Raw genomic sequence first — 21,943 nt, 5'->3', positions numbered from 1 at the left:
GTTGGTGTAAAATGATCGTGCTCCCATGTTACATTTGGAGGTGAGAGCATGAGCCACAGGGGAGCTGGAATTCTATTGCCAATCTTTTCTCTACCATCTCGTTGGGCTATAGGAGATTTTGGGGAAAGTGCCAGAAACTTTGTAGATTGGTTGGCACAAGCTGGACAATCTTATTGGCAAATTTTGCCTTTAACACCTACTGAAGTGGGGCTCGGAAATTCTCCCTATAGCAGTATCTCTACATTCGCTTGTTCTCCGCTCCTCATCTCTCTGGATGATCTTGCTAATGAAAGATTTCTAGAGGGAAAAGACCTATCCCCTCCTATTTCGCATTCTCAGCTTTCTGTGAATTATGAGCAAGCCCAAGAGGGAAAACTACCTCTTCTCAAAAAAGCTTTTTATTCTTTTTTAAGGCAGAAAGGCTCTGATCCTCTTCTCTACTTTCTGGAAGAACAGGAAATGTGGCTCAAAGACTTCGCTCTCTTTGTCACCCTTCGCCGTCTCCATAACAATCTTTCTTGGAATTGCTGGCCTGAACCTTTTCGTTTCCGATCCCCTCAAGCTCTAAAAAAGATTTGGAATGAATATGAAGAGGAAATTTTCCTAACCATCTTCATTCAATTTATCGCCTATTCCCAAATGAATGGGTTAAAAAATTATTGTCAGAAACATAATATCTGTCTCATTGGTGATCTCCCTATTTATGTAAGTTATGACAGCGCCGATGTATGGAGCCACCCTGAATTTTTTCAACTTGATTCTCAACTTAAGCCCGAGTTTATTGCTGGAGTTCCCCCAGACTACTTCAGTTCTACAGGGCAACGATGGGGGAATCCTCTCTATAAGTGGGTTTTATTAAAAGAAGATAACTTTCAATGGTGGATGAAACGCATTTCCTACGCCCTGAATTTTTTCCATATCTTAAGAATCGATCATTTTCGAGGACTTATCGCATATTGGTCTATTCCCTCTCATGAAAAAACCGCTGTACATGGCCATTGGGAACAAGGGGAAGGGGAGAGTTTTTTATCGTGCCTTAAAAAAAACTTTCCCTCTATGCCTTTCGTAGCAGAAAATCTAGGGATTATTACACCTGACGTGACAGCAATGATGAAAAAATACGAGCTCCCGGGGATGCTTGTTCTCCTGTTTGCTTTCGACAGTTCTATGCCACAGAACCCCTATATTCTCCATAATCACCGCCCCAAGAATATCGTATATACGGGAACACATGACAATAATACAGCTCGCGGGTGGTTTGAGGAAGAGGCTCTATTAGAAGAGAAAAAGCGACTTATAACGTATACCGGTCAGGAAGTTACCTCATTTAATGTGGCTTCAGTCTTCATTCGAATGGCTCTCATGTCTGTAGCCTCTGTGGCCATAATTCCAATGCAAGATATTCTTAACCTTGGAAGTTCCAGTCGCATAAACACTCCTTCGCTATCGAAAGGAAATTGGGAATGGAGAGTTCCCAATATAGCCTTTACAGAACAACTTTCTTCTTCTCTATTCCTTCTTTCACAAACATATGGAAGAACCTAACAAAAAGAAGGTGAGTCGTAATGTCTTCCTATTCTCGGGCAACTTTGGGACGGGCTATTCAAGATTTTACGGGACAGGACCCTTCGTTCCGCACAGTAGCCTATTTTTCAATGGAAATAGGAATTAAATCTTCTATCCCTACGTATGCAGGCGGCCTTGGTCTTCTTGCTGGAGATATGTTAAAAAGCGCCGCTGACCTTGGGGTCCCTATGGTAGGCGTTACCCTCCTATATCGCAAGGGATACTTTGAACAGGCGTTCACTAAAGAAAACTGGCAAATAGAAAAACCTTCAACTTGGGATCCAGCTGCAGAACTTACTTTGCTGCCTAATCAGATATCAGTGTCTATACAAAGTCGTGATGTTCGAATTAGAGCTTGGAGTTATGAGATATCCGGTCTTACAGGATATACCGTTCCTATTTATTTTCTCGATACAGACTTTGAATTGAACCAACCTGAAGATCGTCAATTTACATGGTCTCTCTATGGCGGAGATATTCTTTGTCGTCTATGTCAGGAAATTATCTTGGGAGTAGGAGGTCTTAGGATCTTAAGGGATTTAGGTTACAACAACATAGAAACTTTTCATCTTAACGAGGGACATGCAGGCTTTTTAACTCTCGAACTTATGCGGGAAATGGGTTATTACGACCCTCAAAAGGTTCGAGAACAGGTAGTATTTACAACACATACACCTGTTGCAGCAGGACATGATTATTTCAAATATGACCTGATAGAAAAAACTATGTCGGAAGATGCTCTCGCCACCTTAAAACGCATGATGCCTTCAGAAGGAGTTTCGATGACAGAGCTGGGATTCCGATACAGTCATTTCGTAAACGGGGTGTCAAAAAAACACGCAGAAGTAAGTCGCAAGCTTTTTAATGTGCCTAATATCCAAAACGTCACAAATGGGATACACCCCATGACTTGGATCAGCCCTGGGATAAAAAACCTTCTTTCTCGACACATTCCAGGATGGGAGAACGAACCTGGCCGTCTTATTCAAGCTCTAGCCCTACCGTCAGATGAGCTTTGGAAGGTTCACCAGGCCTCTAAGATGCGCCTTTTGACATACGTTCTTGAAGAAACCGGATGGGATTTAAAATCTGACATTCTCACTATAGGTTTCGCACGAAGAGCCGCCACATACAAACGAGCTGACCTTATATTTTCCGATATAAAAAGACTCACGCAAATAGGGCACGGGAAGCTGCAACTGATTTTTTCAGGTAAAGCCCATCCCAAAGACGAGGGCGGGAAAGCCCTTATACAAGAAATTTTAAATATATCAAATAAGGTCAATCCCTTTATCCCCATTATTTACCTCCCCAATTACACTATGGATTTAGGACGACTCATGACGCAAGGTGTAGACCTGTGGCTCAACACACCGCTTCGGCCAAGAGAAGCTTCGGGAACGAGTGGAATGAAGTGTGCATTAAATGGAGTTATGAATTTTTCTGTCTTGGACGGGTGGTGGATTGAGGGATGGATAGAAGACATAACAGGTTGGTCTATCGGACCTGAACCTAGCAGCTCAGATCTTCATGTCTATAACGAGTCACAGGACGCTTTGGACCTTTTCGATAAGCTTGAGAAAAAAATCATCCCCACTTATTACGATGATAGGAACAAGTGGATAAATATGATGAAAAATACAATAGCAATCAACAGCTGCTACTTTCATACACACAGAGTGGTAAAGGAGTATTGTGAAAAAGCATATGGCATAGCCTTTCGAGGTATGTAATGAGAGAGGAAGGTGACGTACGTTGAAAGTTCTTCATGTCGCTACTGAAATGGCCCCTCTTTCGAAAGCAGGAGGATTGGGAGATGTGGTAGGCTCGCTTCCCAAAGCCCTGAAAAAACTGAATATAGACGTACGTGTTATCACTCCCGCCTGGCCTGGAGTTCTTGAAAGAGCCAATAAGAAAGGAGAGAAGCTGACTCGTTTGCCTGCGCAACTTCACGCTGCCCTTAAATGGCAGGTCTATAGCGGGAAAATATGGAAAGCGGTAATTGATGGGGTTCCTGTTTTTATCCTTGAGAATCCTAATTTATTTGAAGGAATTCCCATATATCCCCACGAAATGACGTCAGATAGCGTGCTTCCCTTCGCCTTTCTTTCTTTTGCCGCCCTTGAGCTAGAAAAACGGACCCGTTGGATTCCAGATATTATCCATTGTCATGATTGGCCTTCAGCCTTAGTACCCATAGCGCTCTCGTGGCATAAATATTATCGTAACAAAACACTTCAACCAGCTACACTCTTCACTATCCATAATGTAGCGCATCAAGGAATATTGCCGTTTCATGTTCTAGACGAGTGGGGAATTGGGGATGAAGCTTTTACTATTTACGGGCTAGAATATTTTGGTCACGTTAATCTGTTAAAAGGAGCTATTATAACCTCAGATCTCGTAACAACAGTAAGCCCTCGATATGCAGAAGAGATACAGACACGAGCCATGGGGTATGGATTAGACGGAGTGTTGCGCGAAAATCACTTTAAGCTCCATGGCGTACTTAACGGCATAGACGAGCAGTGGTCTCCTACTTGCGACCACATTATCCCGTCTTTATACTCGTCTGAAAATTTAGAAGGGAAGAAAGAGTGCCGTAGTGCCTTGCTTAACCAGATTGGATGGAGAGAGGAACACAGTCCATTGCTTCTATCTATAAGCCGAATTACACTACAAAAAGGATATGACATTTTACTTCCAGCTCTCCCAGAATTATTGAAACTAGGGTTTCGGTGTATTTTTATCGGTTCCGGTAATCCTGATTTTGAAATGCATCTCCACAAAACAGCAAAAGATTATCCAGACCACGTTGTTTTTTTCAATGGGTTTCATGAAGAGTTTTCTCATACTGCCTATGCTGGTTCTGATATGCTTCTCATGCCTTCTCTCTACGAACCTTGCGGCTTAGCTCAACTGATAGCCTTACGCTATGGAACTGTCCCCATAGTAAGAGAAATAGGCGGGTTGGCAGACACTATAAAAGATGCCGATCATGACAAGGAAGGATATGGATTTACCTTTGAAACCTACACCGCCTCCTCTCTTTTTGAAACAGCTCAAAGAGCATTTAATGCCTTTCGTGACAGAAAACGTTGGGAAGAGATAGTAAAGCGTGGCATGGGACAGGATTTTTCATGGAATGCATCATCACTCCACTACAAAAAAATTTACGAAAGCGCTCTCATGAATAAAAAGAAAGGACGGTAAAGATTCTACCGTCCTCCGTTAACTCCATTCGTTTGAAAAATAGATGTCCAATAATCATAAAAATAACTGGAATACGTTTGCCCATCTGCTAATGGCATAGAGAGTCTTTCCTTGAGATCAGTTTCTATTTTACCTGAAAGGACAAAGCTATTTCCAGCCTCTTCAAGAGCATCGAGATATCTATTAACACTGTCCGCTGCCTCTACGCTCCTTTGATGAAGGAAATCGGACTGTGATCGATATATTTCCAGAGCTACATGTCCTCCTTCTATGTTTTCCGCTAAAACATGCATATAGCTGCTCAAAGAATGGAAAGACTTTTCTTCAGAAAAACTGCCACTTCCCATCACAACAATGGGAAGCGGCTCCTTTCTATCTCGAAAACAAAGCTTCACTCGAGGATTGTCAGGGGATGTCTCTGGACGAAAACATGGGAGAAGCCTGTCAATAAAGGCCTTCATAATAGCAGTAACCCCTAAAAAATGGAGCGGGGTCGCAAGTATCACCACATCAGCCTCTACAAAACATTTCAGCAGCAGACGCATATCGTCTTGAAGAAGGCACCGACCAGGAGTTTTCGTCCAACAATATAAAGAACCAAGACACGGATGGATAACCTTCTCACTGAGAGAAATTGCGTGGGTTTCTGCGCCTCCTCTCCTTGCCCCTTTTAAAAACGTGTTTATCATCATAGCCGTTGCCCCTCGCGAACCGCGGGGGCTCCCGTTAAAAGCCCATAGCCTCACCAATCTCACCTGCTTCGAAATGAAAAATCAGTTCAATTTTAAAATGTTTTTGAGCCCTTCCTGAATAGCCTCTTCCAGAAGTTTCTCTGGTTTCTGCTCTTTTTCGGCAGGCTGCTGTTCAGTAGGCACTTCCTGAGATGGAGATGGAGTTGGAGCTGTCTGCTCTACAGGTGCTTTTTGAGGAACCTGCTGCTGCGCTCCCTGAGGGGCAGGAGCTATTTTAACACTGGAAAAGCTGGGATCAGCAATAGTCCCTCCTACATAAAAAGATACATCTCTGAAATCAGGCTTTTCCAATCCTGTTTTAGCCCCCGATAGGGCCCCTCTCACCACATCTTCCAAAGATTTTCCTGAACCCGCGCCAAGAACACCCGCTACTCCTCCAAAAAGAGCATTTAATACCTGTATATTTGCGTTTCCACTACACTGAAGCCCTAAGGAGGTATCAAATCCAATTGGACCGGAGGCCTTAATGAAGCGATAGATCGGATCTCCCTCCACAGCCGTCGCCTTGGCATTATCGAGAAGAATGCGATGCGTTTCCAACTTAAATGGAGCTACTACTGAAACAAATCGTATAGACGAAAGGCCATAAAGAGCCGCTCCTACCTTTACCGCTTTGAAATCTGTAATAGCCCCTTCTCCCATACGCATTTCGCCTTTCCCATTCAACGAAAACTTTTTGCCGAAGGTTCCAGAAATAGTAGCTGACCCTTTCGCTTTTCCTTGAATATGACCTTTCAGCCCTCCTGTAGCGTCTTGTAAAAGAGGATCCACGTCTACGTTTTCCATGCTTACCGTTTTGCTGAAAAATCCCTTGCTAAAATCTACCTCTCCTTTCCCAGTGGCTGCACCACCATAAAGGCGAGCCCGACCTTCTGGGAAAAAGAGAGTCATCCCCTTGAGGATAAAGGGGTATGAGATATCATCGAATTTTATTCCAGCTATGGAACATGCCGGGGAAGAAAGGGTCCCCTTCCCGCTACTGGTACTCCCTGAAATAGTTCCATCAAATTTTACACTAAAAGATCCTGTCGGTTTATATGCAACAGCCTCTGGGAATCCCGATGAAAGAGAAGCTATGTCGAGTCCTTTGCCATCGAGGACAATCTCAGCAGCAGGAGTTTCTTTTTTAAGGTAGAAAGCACCGGAAGCAGTAAGCGAACCACCGCCAACAGCTGCGTTAAAATTCTTTAAAGTCAGTTTTTCAACATTGCCTACAAGACTCCCCGTCATATTTGTGAAAGACAATCCGGAGAAGGCAATTCGCGGAGAGTTCATATCCACCGAAATAGAAGGATTATCAGATCGACCTTTCAACGTAATGGAGCCATCGAGGGTCCCCGACATGGGATAGGATAATTTTCCTGCACGAGCTAAAACACCGAGATCCCCATTTTTTACTGCGAAAGAAAGATCTACATCAGCTGGCTCTTTAGGCTTTATTTTAACCGTTCCCGCCCCGGAAACTTCACCCGCCCCAAGAGTGGCACGAGCCTGGGTTAGAGATATCCGTTCCTGAGAAACATCAATACGAGCTGATATTTTCTCCGCACCTATACCCGCAAAGCCCATAGCACCAGCAGAAAGGTTAAGTCCCACCTCTTTAGGAACCCCATCTTTGAAAGTAAATGCCGTTCCCATGTCCATATTCGCAACATATCCCTGCCCCATAAATCCAAGACGTGTTGAACGAAGAGACATCTGCACACCAGGAGTAGAAAGAGTGCCAGATACATGTGCCGTTCCTGTTACTGAACCACGAAGTTCATACTCCTTTAAAGCAGGGACAAAAGATTCCAGAACTTGAGGCTCTACATTGGGAACTTCAAAAACAAGATCCAGATAAGGAGACGGCTGGGAAATATGAGCTACGGCTCCCCTCCCCACAAGAGGAATTCCACGCCATCGACCTTTCGCCGTAGAAACTGATAGCGTGTCATTTTGAAAAATAAAAGCTAAAGCTAGATCATCCATAGCTTCTTCCCCTACAGCTATATGATTAGACCATACCGATCCTTCTAATCGAGGCTGAGCCATACGTCCTTTCACAGTTACATCACCACTTACATCTCCTATAGGTTTCACCTTGGGAGGTTTAGGAAAGGAAACTGCGATTTTACCAATATCGAGACTTCGTGCCGCAACATTGATATTAAGAAGGGGATCCTTTTGAATTTGAGCTACCGTGCCTTTCAATGAGAGAGCCCCTTTGTCTAGCATAGACGTTCCATTTACAGTGGCAGTAGAATCCTTAAAAACAACGGTCAACATATTATTTCGAAGATCCTGCCCATAGGCTTCGATTTGTGAAGCTTTTAAATCTATGTTCCCTGAAAGTGCCGTTACAGAACCCTTTAGGGAAACTGAAAAAGAATCCACTGTTCCCTTAACAGAATTCAGGGCAGGAAATTTATCTCGAAGATTGGCAAGAGACGCCTTCTCGCCTCTAAGGGCAAGATCCAGGGATGGCACTTTTCCAGGAGCAAATGCCGCTGTCGCTCGTCCTTGAAGAGGCAATGCAAACACTACGCCCTGCAGGTTATCGAGATCTAAGCGGAAATTCTCATATTTCAGGTCGCTCTCGACCTCCTGTACTGGATACCCTGCTAGAGACGCACCCGCAAAAGAAAGATGACCTTGAAGTTGGGGATTATCCCACGTTCCATTAGCAAAGAAACGAACAGAAAGAGTTCCATCGTAACTATCCATAGGAAGAACTGGCCAAAGGTGTACAATTTGAGATACATTCAATTTATTGAGATCCCCTTTCAACGAAAGGGCGGGCATGACACTTCCATTGACCTTTACTTCCCCATCGCCCACACGTAGATCGAGATCTTTCAGGTCCAGTCCCTTTTCAGTCCGCTTCAAAGCAATATCCCCTTTAACCGGGACACTATTCATGGCTATATCTAGAAATGTTTTTATACTTTCCCGACCAAGAGAAATTGAAGCTTTTGTGATAGAAGTCTCCCCCCACGGAGAGCGAACGACTCCTCCCTTTAGAGCTACCTCTTCTACTGGAGTTTCTCCACCACCAGCTTCCACTTTCATAGAAGCAATCTCTTTAGCTAATAAATCCGCATCTGCCATAATACCTTCGATTGTCACCTGAGAGAGACGAGGATTTTTCGACAGAACTGACATAAGGTTTATTTTTACCCCAATCGACTCCGCCGATAAGAGAACGTTCTCTCCCTTTCTTAAGTGAAGACCATAGAGCTTATATCCCCGCAAAGGATTGCCCATGACACTATCGATAGCAAGATCTGCCCCCATGATGGTAGCTGCGGCCTGACTAGCCTCTCGTTTTACCAAGTCTCCGCCAATATTCAAACTTCCCACAATGAGAAGTAAGCCTACTATCCCTACAGCTACAAAAAGAGCGAGGGTCATTTTTCTACTTCGTTTCATCCATTGCACCTCCTCGGCGTCTTCCCGTCTTCTCCTTTTACCTATAGTTGTTCCTCACAAAGCCGTCCTTCCGCAACTATTACTGTTTTCCCTTTCAAATAAGCATGGCATTGACTCTTCGACTCGTTAAATTGCAGAGATACCCAATTTATTCCTCCAGGATTATGTACCTCCACTGGTGAGGACATATCGAAAACTATAGCCGAGGCAATAGCTGAAGCTACGGAACCTGTCCCGCAGGAAAGAGTCAGATCTTCTACTCCTCTTTCATAAGTGATACTCTGTAACGCAGACTGGCCTGTTTTCTCTACAAAATTAACGTTTGTTCCCTTAGGAAAACGTTGCGTATCATGCCGAATTGTTCGTCCTATAAAAACCAGCTCATCTCTCGAAAAACCATGGAGATCCTCCACAAATAGCACACAATGAGGGACTCCAACTACAAGGTATACGAAGGGGAAAGTCATTCCTTCCACTGTAAGATTCTCCCCCCAAAAACCTTCTGAAAGATGTATCTCTCCCATATCAAGTTCTACATAAGCTCCTTGAACTGTAGCACGAATCGCACCAGCTAATGTCTCAAATACCATTTGCTCCCCTGCCAGCATCTTTTTTTGCGCATACCTGGCAATACATCGAGCTCCATTTCCACACATTTCCGCTTCTGAACCATCGCTATTGAAAAGCCGCATTTTAAAATCATACGTCTTCGATACCTCTACGACCAAAAGCCCGTCACCGCCTAAAGATTGACGGCGCTCACATACCTTTTGAGCGAGATCAGATAGCTCTCTTTCAGACAATTTCTTATCCCGATTATCTATAACCACAAAATCATTGCCATTCCCTTGGATTTTAGCAAATTCCAACAAAGTAAACACCTCGTATTATTCATTAAAAATGGCAGAGGTTTTCCTCTGCCATTATTGTACCGTACCTTTTATAAGAAGGCTTCCGTATTTTCCTCAGGCTTTTTGCTCTATAGGTTTAGAAATAAAATAGAATAAGGCACATGATGCAAGGGTCCCTATCGCCAAACCAACGTAAACAGATATTCCCAGGGCCAGAAGAGCATATCCCACAACAGCCCCAAAAGCCGCTACAAAAGCATAAGGCATTTGAGTATTTACGTGATCCATATGATCTGCTCCACTAAACATGGAACTCATAATAGTAGTATCAGAAATAGGACTGCAATGGTCTCCCCACACCGCCCCTGCAAAAACAGCGCCAATAGAAGGAAGCAGTATATCTACAAGCTCAGCTCCGTGATTTTGGGCTACAGAATAGACAAGGGGAACAACTATAGGCATAAGCACTCCCATTGTGCCATAAGAAGTACCTGTACAATAAGAGATAACCGCTCCCACAAAAAAAGTGAGGAGAGGAATCCATGCAGGAGATAGAGCACTTCCAGCCACTCTTACAATGTACTGGGCTGTCCCTACTTCCTTAATGGCAGAACTAATAGCCCAGGCAAAAATAAGGATAAGGGTGCCGAAAAAGATAGAGCTCATGCCCTGCATAAAACCATAGAAAAGCCGTTCCCATGTAGCGAGCCCCTGTATTTTAAAGAAAATAAGAGTGAGAAAAACTGCCCCCGAAGCTCCCCATACTAAAGCCTTCGAACTGTCCCCTTCTCCCATGGCAACTGGGATAGAGACTTCCGGCCATCCTCCAGTTATAAGAAGCATTAAAAGGATAAGCCCCACCATAAAACCAAGAGGAATAAGAAAATTTATAATGCGCTTCGGGATGCCCTCTTCTGGTTGCAAGTCAGCCTGCTTCGTGTTAATAAGAGGCTTAGCACCTTCTCGCAACACGTGTCCAGTAGTTCGGGCTCGACGCTCTGCCTGAAGCATAGATCCCATATCTCGCTCGGAATAAATAACATATGTTAGAAGAATCAAAGCGATAATGTTATAAAAAACAAAGGGAATGGAGCGAAGATAGGCAATGTAAGGAGAATACGTAATTCCAAGGTTGTTGAACTGATTCCCGATCTGCCCCACCATATATGCCACCCATGAGGATATGCCGGCAATACAAGCAATAGGTGCCGAAGTAGAGTCTACTATATATGAAAGTTTTTCTTTCGAAACTCGATATTCATCTGTAATGGGGCTCATTGTCGTCCCAACAACGAGGGTATTCACATAGTCTTCGAAGAAAATGATGAAACCTGAAAGTTCAGTAATGAACATGGCTCCCCTCGCTGTTTCAATCTTTTTCGTAATCCAGCGAACTATTGCCTCTATGCCTCCCCCAATTTGCATAATCCCCACGAGTCCACCCATTGTAAGGCTTGTAAGAACTATTCGAGCCCCCCAGGGATCTCCCAAATTATCCCACAGGAGCTCTACTGCTTTCCCAAAACCTACAATGGGGTTCCACCCTGCCACCATAGTACCAGCAAACCAAGCTCCAATAAAAAGAGAAGGGATTACCTCTTTAGAAATAATACAGAGACTAATAGCAATGAATGGTGGCAAAAGAGAAAGAATTCCGAAATCAGGTTTGGCCTCCCCCTCTGCTGCAAAAGCTATACTGGCAAAAAACAGCAGCGTTACTATTACTAGACCAAATTCCATTGGAACTTTCCATCGTCTCAATCTCTTCACCATCATCACTCCCTTTTAAAATAAACTCCCCCAATACCTCCTAAACTTACTAATATCCAGTCAACTGCGCCAAAACAAGGAGGCCCATCTGTACAAGGTAGGAAAGTCCAAAAAGAGGAATAAAGAATTTCCACCACTGCTCCAACGTAATATGGGCAATGCCACACATAATTACAATATTAGCCGACGTAGGGAAAAGCAAATTAGAGAAACCATCACCATACTGAAAGGCTAAAATAGCCGTCTGGCGTGTTACTCCTAAAATATCAGCTAAAGGTGCCATAATAGGCATCGTTGTAGCAGCTTGTCCTGACCCCGACGGAATAAAGAAATTGATCAAAGTTTGAGTTACAAGCATCCCCTGGGCAGATATAAAACGAGGGAGCCCGGAAAGAGGAAGAGATAACCCGTAAATAACGGTATCTATTACGTTCCCATCTGCCAAAACAACAAGGACACCCCTAGCCAACCCTACAACAAAAGCGCCACCTACAACATCACTACATGCGCTTGAATACTCTTTAGCGATTCTATTAGGCGACCAACCAGCAGTGAGTCCGCTCAATATACCCATAGATAGGAAAAGTCCACACAGCTCACTGAACCCCCATCCCCTTTTTAATGTCCCGTAGACAAGAAGTACCATAGTCACAGCCACTATGGACAAAACGCCCCTATCTTTCCACGATGTAGAGCTATTTTCTATATCCTCCTGTTTCATAGCGACATGGTCATAGTTTGTGCCGTTCACCAAACTAGTCGAAGGGTCTCTTTTTACTTTCCTGGCATATCGCAAGGTCCACCAAATAGCAATAGCTGTAAAAAGAGCCCAGTGAAAAAAACGGAACCCTAATCCCGAGAAAAGGGGAACCTCTGAAACTTTTTGAGCAATACCAACGGTATACGGGTTTGTCATAGAAGCAGCAAAACCAATACCTGTAGAGAGCCCAACAATAGCCAAACCAACCATCGCATCATAACCAAGCGCAATAGCAAGTCCTACAAAAAGAGGTATAAAACCGTAAAATTCGGAAAACATGCCAAATAACGAGGCGCCTAAACTAAAAACAATGGAAAAGAGAGGAATGAGAAGAACGTCTTTCCCCTTAGTAATATGTAGAAGCCAGCTAACAAAACTATTCATGGCCCCGGTTTTTACTACAATGCAAAAAGAAGCATACGGGAGAAACACTAAAAAGATAATATCTGCCGCAGCGACCATGCCTTTATAAATGGAAATCATGGTTTCAAAAGGTCCGACAGGAGAAGCCTCCACTGTGTGATAACTTCCAGGGACAAGAACCTGCCTCACCTGGTTAGGTCCAATTTCGAGAGCTTGGCGATCAAACTGCCCAGCTGGCAAAATATGGGTAAGAAAAGCAGCAAAACAAATCATTAAAAAGAGCAGCACAAAAACATGGGGCAATTTGAATTTCTTTTTTTCTCCGGGCAATGTTGAGCTCGTCGAAACTTCTTCCTTATAACTCATTATGTCCATCCTTTCTCTGTCCAAAGTGAAATATGTAGAAACTAAGAGCGCAAGTGTTCAGGAATTTCTTCCCCTCGAAGAAGATCGTCGTAGCTTTGACGCTTTACAATAGCATGAGCTTCTCCTTCATGAACAAGGACCACTGCTGGACGAGGCAAACGATTATAGTTACTCGCCATAGAGAAGGTATAAGCACCTGTATTAAAGACTGCCAGAACATCTCCTCTCCTGATAGAGTCAGGTACCATAACGTCTCGCATCAGCACATCGCCGGACTCACAGCATTTACCCACTACGGTTACCTGCTTTACTGCCGGTTCTCCCATTTTATTTGCCAAAACTCCCCAATACTGAGCTCCATACAGTTCTGGTCTTGGATTATCCGTCATACCACCGTCAATTCCTACGTATGTCATAGCTCCCGGGATCTCTTTTATGCTCCCTACGCGATAAAGAGTAATTCCAGCTTCCGATACAACCCATCGCCCGGGCTCAATAAGCACGGAGGGGAGAGAAATACCCTCTTTTTCTGATTCCTCTCGAATTCTGGTCATTATGGAATCTGTAAAATAGGCAAGGGGCTTTCTTCCCTCATCAGGTTGCTGTGGAACGCCAAAACCTCCCCCTATGTTCAACTCCTCTGTAACAAACCCTATATTTCGAGAAAGGGCCCCCATCCAATGGACCAAGACATCTACCGCCAAGAGGTGTGACCGATTGCTTTGAAGTTGTGACCCCACATGAAAATGGAACCCTTTCAGAACCATATGGTCTGAATCCATTACACGCCGAACAAGTTGTTCCAAAGAGGAGTCATTTAAAGAGAAGCCAAATTTAGACGTAGAATGCCCTGTAGCTATATATTGATGGGTTTCAGCATCTACGCCTGGAGCTATTCTAAAAAGAAGAGCTGGTCGTACGTCTATGGTTCTTGCAGTTTTTTCAACAAGCTCAAGTTCTGATTCACTATCCACAACTATTCTACCTACCCCTGTCTGCATGGCTAGTACAAGCTCTTCCTGAGTTTTGTTGTTCCCATGAAATATTGTTTTCTCCATAGGGAACCCTGCTTTATAAGCTGTATATATTTCTCCGCCGGAAACCACATCAAGACCTAACCCTTCACTGGCAATAATTCTGGCCATCGTAAGAGTTAAAAAGGCCTTGCTCGCGTAAACGGCCCTCGTCCCAGGATATTTATCGAGAAAATCTCTTTTAATTTCACAGCATCGCTCTCGAATCGCCGTTTCTGATACGACATAAAGCGGCGTTCCGAAAGTGTCTGCAAGCTCCACCGTATCGCACCCATCAAAAACAAAATGTTTCTCCTCAGCAAACATCTCTGTTCCTCCTCATAAAAAAAGCAGCCCGTCCCCGAAGGGACGAGCTGCTTATGCTCGCGGTACCACCCTGCTTGGATATTCTCAAACAACGAATACCCCTCTCTCGTCTGATAACGGAGACAACCCGGAAGCGTACTCCAAGTTTTTATTTTCGCTTTCTCTTTCCGCTTCAGCTCTGCAGGTTTTAAGCTTCCCGACCGTGATAAGAACATCTCTCAGTCTCTGAATGTTCATCCCTGGTATCACTTTTACGTCGATTCTGCGCCCTGCTTCATCGCCATTGCTTAAAATATTTGGAGGTATTATAACGGACACCCATTACTCCGTCAACATAATAAAAACTAAATTTTCATATAAATTCCTGAATTGCACAAGACAAACGTTTCACTCCATCTATAATTTTCTCCTCTCCCACCTTGGCAAAAGAGAGACGCATCCAGAAACGTCCCTCTTCAGGTTTGGAGAAAAATATTTCCCCAGGAATAACAGCCACTTTATGTTTAGCCGCTGCCAAATATGAAAGATCCACGCCATTCACCCCAGGGAGCTCACCCCAAAAGAAAAAACCACCCTTGGGAACAACACTTTTAAAGCCTAGAGGATTCAAATATTCTTCCACCGCTGAAGCCATAGCATGACGGCGCTGAGCATATACAGCTCTGATTCTGCGCATATGATGTAAAAATTTTTCTTGCGACACAACATATAATACGGTTTTCTGCAAAAGAGCGGACACTCCTAGTTCTAAGGTCAATCGTAAATACACAGCTTTTTCCATAACTTCAGGGGGAAGCACCATCCAGCCACATCGAAGACCAGGAGCAATAATTTTTGAAAAGCTACCTAAATACACAACATGATTCTCTTTTTCAGCCATACTTAAATATGTACACGCAGGTTCCTCATCAAACCATAATTGACGATAGGGGTCATCCTCTACAACAAAAACATTATGTCTCTTCAACACCTCAAGAATTATTTTTTTCCTCGCTGCAGAGGTGCTGCGCCCTGATGGATTTTGGAAAGTAGGAATCGTGTAGAAGAAACGAATTTTTTCTTGAGATAAGAGAGTCTCTAATTCTTCTGGGATCGGTCCTTCTTCATCGAGAGAGACCGGGAAAAATCTGGCACCTTCCTTGGCAAATGTCAACATTGCCTCAGGATATGACGGATTTTCGACTATAACTCCATCCCCTTCTTGCAAAAAAAGTTGGGAAAGGATATTAAGCCCCTGCTGTGAACCAGTTGTAAGGAGAATGTTTTTCCCCCCTTTTTCCCCTGAGGACAGACCCTCTTTCGCCATCCATACTGAAATCCACTCTCGCAAAGAAGTATCCCCTGCTGTATTCGGATAGGCTAGAACAAAAGGTTCCGATAATGAAAACTTCAGCCCTTCAGCAATGGCCTCTGTCGGGTACAAATCTTCAGAAGGTTGTCCTGCCGCAAAAGAAATGACACCTGGACGAGAAGCAAACGCCATCATTTCCTGGATGATAGATGGTTGTAGTCGCAATGCTCGGTGGTTAAAAAGAGACTCCCAATACATGTCATCACCTCATTGTAATAATATCTTACTCTTGACATGAAAAATAATTCTGTTAGCATTTCATTATAAACTTTAAGGCATATCCTATATCATAAATAAACAATTGTTTACCATGGAGGTGCGTATATAATGAAACAAATTTCCGTATTTCTCGCTGTAACTCTTCTGTTTTTGTGTTTTCCTTTTCTTGCCTCTGCTGCAGTATTGGGTAGCAATACAATTATAGTAGGGACCGAGAGTACTTATCCCCCTTACGAGTTTCGCGACGAAAAAAATAACCTGCAAGGTTTCGATATTGAACTTATGGAGACTATCGCCAGAAAGCTCGGGAAAAAGCTTGAATGGGCAGACATGCCTTTTGACAGCCTTATCCCCTCTCTTTTGGCAAAGAAAATTCATATTGTTGCCGCAGGGATGAGCGCTACACCTGAACGGGCTAAGCGAGTCGCTTTCTCTACTCCTTATGAAATCTCCATGAGTGCCTTTATTGTACAGGCTAAGAACAATTCGATGAAAGAACTCAACGACATGAAGGGGAAAACTATTGCGGTACAGCTGGGGACAGTTCAGGAATCTTTCTCCCGATCTATAGAAGGAGCGGCGGTAAAGACCTTTCAGAAGTTTGACGACTGCGTGCGAGAAGTAATACTCGGCAGGGCAGACGCTTCTCTCATGGACATTCCTGTTGCGAAAAAATTTTTGGAGCAAAGGGATTTTGAAGGAGAAATAGCCGTCGCATTCAAGCAAGAAATTACTGGCGCAGGCAAGGCTATGGCTATTCATTTAGAAGAAAAAGATTTTCTCAATGCTGTTAACAAGGCACTACAGGAAATAATAGATTCTGGAGAACTTCAAGACCTACAAAATAAATGGTTTAATAACTAAAAATTCCATCTCTAGAATTAAACAAAATCATTAAAGGGGGAGGACCTATCTATAGTCCGTCCCCCTTTATATTCTTTTTTACAACTACACAATTACCTGCCTCAACACATAAAGCTGGGCCTTTAGGAATATATTTATTAAGCCATGATATGGCCTCGGCTGAATTCAAGAAAGTTTCCCCAGGGAAGGGAAGTCCCGGCTTTTCAGTCATGAGAGCTGCTGGATGGCCTTTCAGATCAAAAACAACCTTTGACGCGATAAAAGCCGGTATAGTAAAATTTTTTGACAGTTCGGACATGGCCAATTCCGGAGCTTCCATAGCAAGGGCAAGAGACTGAGCGAAAGTACCAGGACCAGCCCCATCTTCCAAACCTGCACAAAGAAGAATTCCACCTCCCGGGGCAAGGGCTTGCAATACAGCAGAAATAGATTTTGTCGCCTGATAAAGATCAATATCGTAAGGATATCCTCCACAGGAAACGAGTACTAATGGAACTGATTCCTGAATCCACAACGTTTGAAGCAATGAGGCTATCTCCGTTCCGTAGCGCCAGGCACGAATTGGATGTCCTGCTATGTAACAATAAGGGGAACCAGAACTATCTGGAATAACATTGAGCAGAAAACCTTTCCGCGTCCGAAGAACAAGTTCTTCATATTCAGCCATATCTTCTGCCACAGGGTTACCTTCCAATCGCCCACATTCTACACCCGAAGCAAAAGTCTCCCCTTCCAGACACAGGCTATGGTTATGTTGAATAGAGATGCCGTCAGATACACCTGGCAAGAGAGATTTTCGTCCCCCACTAAAACCTGCGAGATCATGATGTACTATTCCCCCCAGAAGGATAAGACTATCTGCTTGAGCCACAGCCTCATGAAGAATAACCGGCGTACCGCGACTGGTTTTTTCTCCTGTATCGATACCCTTTAAACTATCATGGGGCGAAACCACATCGCCAGCAAGAGGAATATCTTCAAGAAGCATTTCCGTCTCTTCCCTTGTGGGCAAACGATGCTGACCTCCACCTATAACCCATGTCACGGGAAAACGTCCGCCAGATCTAATTTCTCGTCGTATAGCTTGGGCCATAAGGGGGACTTGTTCCCACGATCGAGTAGCGTCGGGAACAACAACCGTTATGTCTTTTACATAACGAAGCATCTCTCGCAAAGAAGGGCTTTCATAAGGAGAGCTCAATGCATTTTCAGGAGAGTTAGGAAGGGGCTTGTTTTTACTTTGTACTCCGCTCAATACTGCTCTATCTAAAGAAATTTTTATTTTCCTTCGACCTAAAGCTAAGGATATGTTGGACTTCATATGTTTTAAAGCCCCCCCTTCCATTCATAAAAAGTTTTAGGGCGCCCTGGACGGCCATCTGGAGAAGCTGTTAATCGTACAACCATTCCTCGATCCGCCAGGAAGTCAAGATATCGATGAGCTGTTACATACGCAAGTCCGCTTGCAGCCGCAACCGCATCACAATCCATAGGCCCCTTATGCCTTTTAACGCAATAGATAATTTCTCGCATCGTATCTATGCTAATACCTTTTTTACGAATATCCCAATTCAGTTGATCCCTGTAATTTACCAACTTTTCGTGGAGCCGAAGGCGCGCACGAAAGTCTGGCATCCTAAGGGGTTTCAAAATAAAATCATCGGCCCCCGCCAAGAGGAGGCGAGAAGCCACGTTTTCCTTATCCATTTCTGAAAGGCCAATAAGAACTACTTTTTCTGACAATCCCCTGGCTTTTCGAATAAGCTGCAAGCCACTGGCCACCGGCAACCAAACATCCATCAACAGAAGATCTACTTCATCATCCTTCACCCAACCTAATGCTTCCTCAGGTTCCACAGTAGAAAAGAAACGCCAATCTTCTTCCTCCGCCATTTTTTCCAGCTGGTAAAGAACATTTCGATCATCATCTATAACGCCTATATGAAGAGTCGTCAATCCTTTACTCCTCCCACACTGTCGTCGCTTATTTGCCACCGTTTATAAACCGCTAGAACACCCATAAATAGGATTATGCCCAATAAAGAAAACTTCCAACCGATGCTTGATGAAAGCTGTTGTGAAGGTTGTACGTTATAAGGAATGCCATATTTCAAGCTGAGATCTTTTAAATTTAAAAGATGAAGGACAGGATACCCCTCTCTCAGAGCTTTCCCTATAAGCCCATCCCCGCCATGATTAGAGGATGTTGGAAGATGAAGCCCTCCAGGTAAAGAAAGAATTTCTTCATCCTCTCCCATATTGGCATGGGATCCCCCAATGCTCACAACAAGTTTAGGAGAAAAATTTCGCACAAGCCTTATCTTTTGATCTATCATTTCCTGCAGATCTTTTCCACGAAGAATGGGAACGCCTTCTTCTGCTGCAGCCCTCTCCATAATGGCTATTCCTTCAGGTGCTATACCACCGCCATTTTCATCATTGCCACCAAGGGTATAATATTGAGCCTTGCTATGCAAAAGGCCTACCCTTCGAAGCTCTGAAGCCATTACAGGCCAAGGAGCTTCCGGCACATTCGCCCCCCATGTAGAGGCTCCCAGCGATACTACGAGAGCGATCTGGAAACCGCCATGTTCTGCAGCCTCTAAAACATTAAGCAACAAGCCTGGAAAAGAGGAGGAAGAAAAGATAGCAATCCTATCTCCTTTCTTGAGACCTAGCCGATGAAATTCCCTGAGAAAAATAGCAGACCAACTTGGTTGGCACGCTGTTCGTTTCGCCTCTAAGCTTCCGAGGGTCGTCGTTAAGGGACTCCATTCCAAGCCAATAAGACCGAGCTGCCACGGATCAGCTCCTCCTGCTCCTATATGAAGATCTTCGCGCCACTGCCATAAATGCAGCTCAGCCTGACGAACGCGCTCCCATACTTTCTTCTCTTCAATGGAAAGCCCCTGTTGCCGAGGGAAAAACCATAGAAACAGTAGGACAATTGCAAGAAAAGAGAGAAGCAGACGATTCTTCCATATAAAACGATGATAGCGCTGCTGATAATCCTTAATGTCGTCGTATTGTGAATATCCCATTTTAAGCACCTAATATCTGGCCTAGAAAGACCACACTCTCAAGAGTCATCGCCGTAACGATAGTGACGATAACGGTACCTATCAACGTATCCCCAATCCCCTGCCTCTGCATATCTGCGGCCATAAGCCCCGGAATAACCCATCCCAACCAGAGAGATGAGGCAGGGAAAAGATAATCTAAAAAAAGTTTGGCTCCTAAAGCCATAATCATGGCAGTAGCTATCCTCTGCCGCCCATATATGCCTGTATATCGTACCACTCCTTCCAAAATCAAGGAAAGGAGAATAGCCGTCCCCACAGCCCAGGCCACCCCATGAGGATCATGAATCTGCAACGCAAGGATTCCGGGGGTAATAATGCCGCCGCAAGAACGGCCTGTTCTATGATAGAAAATCATGCCAAGGACAATTCCAAGGCCAATGGTTATAAGCTGAACATTATGCATGGTCTTCACCTTGTTTCCCTTCAATAAGCAGTTGAAGAGGCACTCCCGCTACATTGCCGCATCCAAATACACGCCCTTCTTCTTTTATAAGACATTTCAAAGCATCAACAGAGAGGACCTCTCTATAAAGAAGGTGTGATTTAAAAGGGCGATCCCCCATAAGAAGCGACCTCTTCCATTGTTTTTTTTGTAACCAAGGGAGAAAGGCTTTAAGCCGTTCTGGGCGGTCTCGTCGATTATTAAAAAGCACTGTGGTTCCCTCCATAGGCCACTGAAGGGTATTGAAAAGCCTGATCGTAGTCTCAATATCGTTAGCAGAGAAAGCAACAGCAAGCTGGCTTCCATCAAACGACAGAACCTTAAAATCTGCTATATCTGGTGGAAGAGACCTCACTGCTTCTTCACCCTTCTTCTCGTTTAAACCTAGGTAAGAGAGAATTGCAAGAACTATAGACAAATTTTCATTTACCCATTCAGGAGAGGAGGAAGAAAAAACCGGAGGTGCTATATGAACATGACACCCCTTCTCTTCTAAAGCTGTAAGCAAAGAGAGAGACCTGGCCGTATTCTCAGGAGTAAAAACAGTAGCTCCTTTGGGGATGCCTCCTGATAAGGCTCGAACGGCCCCTATCTCGCCAGCTCCCCACGCATCTTGATGGTCAGGACGGACATTAGTGAGGACAAGAAGAGCATCCTTCCCCATCCACTGCGCAGCAAGACGCTGTAAGTCTGGGGCCACTGCACTATTTTCCATAACGATGGCTTCTGCTTCAGAAGGAATCGAAGAGAGCCACCACCGCATCTCTTCTACATGCCCCCCAGAACTTCTCAATATGGCTCTTTCTCCAGAAGGAGAGAGCTCCCTTGGAATGACACCGGTAATTCTGGCCCACGTTCTGAGGCCACAAGCAGAAAGAGCAGCGAAGAGAAAACGGACAACGCTGCTTTTCCCCCGACTCCCTGTTACCACTATTTGTACGGCCTCTTCATGTTTTACATCAATACACTTCAAGATTCTCATAGGAAGGATTGTATCACGGAAGAAGAAACATCCTACGCGTCATAAAATCGAAACCAACAAAATTCTTAACCCTATGCCACATAAGACCAACCCGCCTGCTATCTCTACGTACTTTCCCAAAATGCGCCCTGCTTGGAATCCCAAAAAGACCCCAAAAGCCGATAAGCCACCAGTAATTATTCCGGCAGGAACTGCCAATAGAAGAACTGATCCCTTCAGGGCTGCAACACCTATCCCAGCTGCAAGAGCATCAATAGAAGTAGCTAATGCAAGAGATAACAACATGGCTCCATGAGTATGATCTTGTCCATTACAACTTTTTTCTTCCTGAGATTCCCGGATCATATTCACTCCGAGAAAAAACAAGATGACAAAGGCTACCCAGTGGTCGTAAGCTTCAATAAAGCCAAGCAACTGAACTCCTAAACACCACCCTATCAAAGGCATGGCAAACTGAAAACCGCCACAAGCGGCTCCCATTCGAAAAGCAGGGGCGACGGAAGGCGCGGACAGACAAGCTCCTACGCCTATGGAGACTGCAAAAGCATCCATAGAAAGAGCAGCTGCCGTAAGCAATATTTCTAAATTTGACATAATCTACCCTTCTTTT

General features: G+C 44.2%; 18 protein-coding genes. 4 read left to right on the top strand and 14 right to left on the bottom strand.

Features of this window, described 5'->3' with window-relative positions; genetic code table 11:
- Window positions 1-48: 48 nt before the first annotated feature.
- From malQ to K360_RS0109320, 3 genes are read left to right on the top strand one after another with little or no spacing between them, the layout of a single operon-like run.
- The gene (gene malQ / locus K360_RS0109330; RefSeq protein WP_024822894.1) at window positions 49-1,545 is read left to right on the top strand and encodes a 4-alpha-glucanotransferase; all 1,497 of its coding nucleotides are present in this window, start codon (window positions 49-51) and stop codon (window positions 1,543-1,545) included.
- 20 nt (window positions 1,546-1,565) lie between these two features.
- Entirely contained in the window at window positions 1,566-3,299 is a 1,734-nt protein-coding gene (glgP, locus tag K360_RS0109325; protein ID WP_024822893.1) for an alpha-glucan family phosphorylase, read from the top strand.
- 22 nt (window positions 3,300-3,321) lie between these two features.
- Complete coding sequence (locus tag K360_RS0109320) at window positions 3,322-4,779, top strand: glycogen synthase (protein WP_024822892.1); 1,458 nt, start codon at window positions 3,322-3,324, stop codon at window positions 4,777-4,779.
- A gap of 5 nt (window positions 4,780-4,784) precedes the next feature.
- On the opposite strand, the gene K360_RS11100 is transcribed toward K360_RS0109320, so the two are convergent.
- The 8 genes from K360_RS11100 to K360_RS0109280 all read right to left on the bottom strand — a co-directional run bounded on the left by K360_RS11100 (window position 4,785) and on the right by K360_RS0109280 (window position 15,941).
- Window positions 4,785-5,525 (bottom strand): flavodoxin family protein, encoded by a 741-nt coding sequence (locus K360_RS11100; RefSeq protein ID WP_024822891.1) that lies wholly within the window; start codon window positions 5,523-5,525, stop codon window positions 4,785-4,787.
- 27 nt (window positions 5,526-5,552) lie between these two features.
- A complete protein-coding gene (locus K360_RS0109310) occupies window positions 5,553-8,942 on the bottom strand; it encodes a hypothetical protein (protein ID WP_024822890.1) in 3,390 nt (1,129 codons plus the stop codon).
- 41 nt (window positions 8,943-8,983) lie between these two features.
- Window positions 8,984-9,814 (bottom strand): diaminopimelate epimerase, encoded by an 831-nt coding sequence (dapF, locus tag K360_RS0109305; RefSeq protein ID WP_051461162.1) that lies wholly within the window; start codon window positions 9,812-9,814, stop codon window positions 8,984-8,986.
- Between the two features lie 93 nt (window positions 9,815-9,907).
- Entirely contained in the window at window positions 9,908-11,569 is a 1,662-nt protein-coding gene (locus K360_RS0109300; RefSeq protein ID WP_024822888.1) for a Na+/H+ antiporter NhaC family protein, read from the bottom strand.
- Between the two features lie 43 nt (window positions 11,570-11,612).
- Window positions 11,613-13,052, bottom strand: coding sequence for a YfcC family protein (locus tag K360_RS0109295; protein WP_024822887.1), 1,440 nt, complete (start codon window positions 13,050-13,052; stop codon window positions 11,613-11,615).
- Window positions 13,053-13,093: 41 nt separating this feature from the next.
- Entirely contained in the window at window positions 13,094-14,392 is a 1,299-nt protein-coding gene (gene lysA, locus K360_RS0109290) for a diaminopimelate decarboxylase (RefSeq protein WP_024822886.1), read from the bottom strand.
- 84 nt (window positions 14,393-14,476) lie between these two features.
- A complete protein-coding gene (locus tag K360_RS0109285) occupies window positions 14,477-14,710 on the bottom strand; it encodes a hypothetical protein (RefSeq protein WP_024822885.1) in 234 nt (77 codons plus the stop codon).
- Between the two features lie 34 nt (window positions 14,711-14,744).
- Complete coding sequence (locus K360_RS0109280) at window positions 14,745-15,941, bottom strand: aminotransferase-like domain-containing protein (protein WP_024822884.1); 1,197 nt, start codon at window positions 15,939-15,941, stop codon at window positions 14,745-14,747.
- A 129-nt stretch (window positions 15,942-16,070) separates the two neighbouring features.
- On the opposite strand from K360_RS0109280, the gene K360_RS0109275 reads away from it, so the two are divergent.
- Entirely contained in the window at window positions 16,071-16,826 is a 756-nt protein-coding gene (locus tag K360_RS0109275; protein WP_024822883.1) for a transporter substrate-binding domain-containing protein, read from the top strand.
- 49 nt (window positions 16,827-16,875) lie between these two features.
- Here K360_RS0109275 and K360_RS0109270 read toward each other — a convergent pair whose 3' ends face one another.
- The 6 genes from K360_RS0109270 to K360_RS0109245 are packed head-to-tail and all read right to left on the bottom strand — an operon-like array spanning window position 16,876 to window position 21,927.
- Window positions 16,876-18,147, bottom strand: coding sequence for a lactate racemase domain-containing protein (locus K360_RS0109270; protein WP_024822882.1), 1,272 nt, complete (start codon window positions 18,145-18,147; stop codon window positions 16,876-16,878).
- 5 nt (window positions 18,148-18,152) lie between these two features.
- Window positions 18,153-18,782 (bottom strand): response regulator, encoded by a 630-nt coding sequence (locus tag K360_RS0109265; protein WP_024822881.1) that lies wholly within the window; start codon window positions 18,780-18,782, stop codon window positions 18,153-18,155.
- On the bottom strand, window positions 18,779-19,867 hold the full coding sequence (gene pgsW, locus K360_RS0109260) for a poly-gamma-glutamate system protein (protein WP_034327071.1): 1,089 nt from the start codon (window positions 19,865-19,867) through the stop codon (window positions 18,779-18,781). The genes K360_RS0109265 and pgsW overlap by 4 nt, the downstream gene beginning before the upstream one ends.
- A 1-nt stretch (window position 19,868) precedes the next feature.
- Window positions 19,869-20,312, bottom strand: a complete 444-nt coding sequence (locus K360_RS10830; RefSeq protein WP_245587114.1) for a poly-gamma-glutamate biosynthesis protein PgsC/CapC — start codon at window positions 20,310-20,312, stop codon at window positions 19,869-19,871.
- Complete coding sequence (locus tag K360_RS0109250; RefSeq protein WP_156923397.1) at window positions 20,305-21,333, bottom strand: Mur ligase family protein; 1,029 nt, start codon at window positions 21,331-21,333, stop codon at window positions 20,305-20,307. The genes K360_RS10830 and K360_RS0109250 overlap by 8 nt, the downstream gene beginning before the upstream one ends.
- 39 nt (window positions 21,334-21,372) lie before the next feature.
- Window positions 21,373-21,927, bottom strand: coding sequence for a manganese efflux pump MntP (locus K360_RS0109245; protein ID WP_024822877.1), 555 nt, complete (start codon window positions 21,925-21,927; stop codon window positions 21,373-21,375).
- Window positions 21,928-21,943: the final 16 nt, after the last annotated feature.

Origin of the sequence: Aminobacterium mobile DSM 12262 (genome assembly GCF_000526395.1) — a bacterium.
Taxonomy (GTDB): domain Bacteria; phylum Synergistota; class Synergistia; order Synergistales; family Aminobacteriaceae; genus Aminobacterium; species Aminobacterium mobile.
Note: the sequence above shows the minus strand (reverse complement) of the source record. Positions and strands in the feature narration are given on the sequence as shown.